Annotated in this window: 3 protein-coding genes; all 3 read left to right on the top strand. The window is 67.1% G+C overall.

Annotated elements, in window-relative coordinates; genetic code table 11:
• The coding region (locus tag EN969_RS24950) for a 2Fe-2S iron-sulfur cluster-binding protein (RefSeq protein ID WP_245467492.1) at positions 1–255 on the top strand (255 nt) is incomplete at its 5' end.
• A complete protein-coding gene (locus tag EN969_RS24945; RefSeq protein ID WP_063168587.1) occupies positions 252–1235 on the top strand; it encodes a xanthine dehydrogenase family protein subunit M in 984 nt (327 codons plus the stop codon). The genes EN969_RS24950 and EN969_RS24945, both read left to right, overlap by 4 nt.
• The coding region (locus EN969_RS24940) for a xanthine dehydrogenase family protein molybdopterin-binding subunit (protein ID WP_164758466.1) at positions 1232–2890 on the top strand (1659 nt) is incomplete at its 3' end. The genes EN969_RS24945 and EN969_RS24940, both read left to right, overlap by 4 nt.

Genomic DNA, 2890 nt, shown 5'->3' with positions numbered 1-2890 from the left:
GTCACCACCATAGAGGGGCTTGCACGGGAGGGCGAAATGCATCCCGTGCAGGCTGCCTTCCTCGAACAGGACGCCTTCCAGTGCGGCTATTGTACGCCGGGCCAGATCATGTCGGCGGTCGCCTGCATCCGCGAAGGCCATGCCGGCTCCGACGAAGAAATCCGCGAGTATATGGCCGGCAACCTCTGCCGCTGCGGCGCCTATCCGCACATCGTCGCCGCTGTCCGCCAGGCAGCATTGGAGGCCGCATCATGAGGGATTTTTCGTATGTGCGCGCCAATTCGCTCGATGCGGCACGCCAGGCGGCCGCCCTGCCCGGCGCCATGCTCTTGGCCGGCGGCACCACGCTGATCGACCTCGCCAAATGCGGCGTCGCCGAGCCCGAGACGCTGGTCGACATCACCCATCTCAAGGGGTTGGGCAGGATCGAGGTGAACGAGCGCGGCGTCACCATCGGCGCACTGGCCAGGATGAGCCATGTCGCCGACCATGCCGACATCAAGAGTAGCTTCCCCGCCATTTCCGAAGCCCTGTGGCAGGCGGCTTCCGCGCAGATCCGCAACATGGCGACCATCGGCGGCAATCTGATGCAGCGCACGCGCTGCCCTTATTTCCGCGATCCCGCGAATTTCCCAGCCTGCAACAAGCGTGAGCCCGGCTCTGGCTGTTCGGCGATCGGCGGCGTTACCCGTGGCCATGCGGTGCTTGGCATCAGCGACGCGTGCATCGCCATGTATCCGGGCGACCTCGCCGTGGCGCTGGTCGCCTTCGATGCGATCGTGCATCTGGGCGAGCGCCACATCCCGGTCGACGACTTTTTCCTGCTGCCCGGCACCACGCCGGATCGGGAACACGCGATCGAACCGGGCGAGATGATCACCGCGATCGAGATCCCCGGCTCGGCCCCTGCCCGGCGTTCGACTTATCTCAAGATCCGCGACCGGCAATCCTATGAGTTTGCCGCCGCGAGCGCGGCGGTCGGCATTGAGTTCGAACCTGACGGCCGAACGATCCGCGATTTGCGCGTCGCGCTTGGCGGCGTCGCGACCAAGCCGTGGCGTGCGCGGGCCGTGGAAAACGCGCTGAAGGGCAAGGTGCTGGAGCCGGACACTGTGCGCGCCGCCAGCCTGCTCGCCGTCGAAGGCTCTGTCGACCATGGCGCCAACCACTACAAGGTCGAACTGGCGCCGCGCGTCGTCGCCCGCGCCATCCGCAAATTGGGAGAGACGGCATGACCGTTCACAACATCAGGCATGGGGATGCGTCCGACGGCGCTTTTGCCGAAGCCGTCGGCGGCCGGCTGTCGCGCATCGACGGCCCGGCCAAGATCACCGGTGCGGCGAAATACGCCGTCGAGCAGCAGCTCGAAGGCCTCGCCTACGCCGTCCTGGTCGAGAGCACGATTGCATCGGGCAAGGTGCGCGCGATCGACACCACTGCCGCCGAGGTGGCGCCCGGCGTGCTGCAGGTGCTGACGCCGGACACCATCATCAGCCTGAGGACCGCGGCGGACTGGTTCGGCACGCCGCCGCCCGACAAGCCGTATTGCCCGCTCGCGCGCGACATCACCTTTTCGGGTCAGCATGTCGCCGCCGTGGTCGCCGAGACCTTCGAGCGGGCGGTCGCGGCGGCGGCACTGGTCAAGGTCAGCTATGAGGAAACGCCTGCCATCGTCGACCTCAGCGACGCCAAAGCCGGCGATGGCATCGCGATCGATGCCATGACCAAGGAATGGGGCGACGCGCAAGGTGCGTTCGCCTCGGCGCCGGTCCGCATCTGCGCCGCCTACAACACGCCGCGCGAGTACCAGGCGCCGATGGAGCCGCATGGCCTGATCGCCCGCTGGGAGGGCGACCACCTCACCGTGTGGGAGCCGAGCCAATGGCTGGACGGCATGGCGCGCACCTATGCCGAATGGTTCGGTGTGCCGTTCGAGAACGTGCGGCTGGTGTCGCCCTATATTGGCGGCGGCTTCGGCTCCAAGGCGCTGGCGCTCAGCCATGGCGCGGTGGCCGCCTGTGCGGCCAAAATGCTCGGCCGGCCGGTGCGGCTGGTGATGACCCGGCCGCAGACTTTTACCGGCTATGGCGGCCGCGCGGCGACGCGCCAGACGGTGACGATCGGCGCCGACGTGCAGGGAAAGATCCAGTCGATCGTGCATCGCGGCGTCAATGAAACATCCATCGACGGCATGTGGGTCGAGCCGCTCGGATCGGTCACCTCGATCATGTACACAACGCCGAATTTCTCCTCGAAGCAGAATGTCGTACGGGTCAATTCGGTGGTGCCGGGCGCCATGCGCGCGCCGGGCGAAAACCCCTCAGCCTTCGGCATCGAAAGCGCCATCGACGAGCTTGCCTACGAGGTCGGCATCGATCCGCTGGAGATCCGGCTCCGAAACTATGCCGAGCAGGATCCACATGCCAAAAAAGCCTGGTCGACCAGGCAGTTGCGCGAGGCTTTTGCTGCAGGCGCCGAACGCTTCGGCTGGTCCAGGCGCACACCCGAACCGCGCTCGATGCGCGACGGCAACCAGTTGATCGGCTGGGGCGTCGCCGCCGGCACCTATCCGGTGCGACGCGCCTATGGCGAGGCGCTCGTGCGCATCCTGGCCGATGGTTCGGTCGAGGTCGAAAGCTCCTCGATCGACATGGGCCAGGGCACCTACACCATCCTGGCGCAGACCGCCGCCGAAACGCTCGGCGTGCGAGCTGACGACGTGGTGGTGAAGCTCGGTGACTCCCGCTTTCCGCGCGCCGGCGTCACCGGCGGTTCGCGGCTGGCCGGCGTGATGACGGGTGCGGTCTACAAGGCGGCAACCTCGGCCCTCGACCAGTTGGTGGGCCTCGCCATCAGCGATCCACGCTCGCCCTTCCACGCGCTGCAGGCC

This window comes from Mesorhizobium sp. M7A.F.Ca.CA.003.01.2.1 (assembly GCF_003998945.1).
GTDB lineage: Bacteria > Pseudomonadota > Alphaproteobacteria > Rhizobiales > Rhizobiaceae > Mesorhizobium > Mesorhizobium ciceri.
The sequence above is the reverse complement of the archived record's forward strand: the minus strand, read 5'-3'. Positions and strand labels throughout refer to the sequence as shown.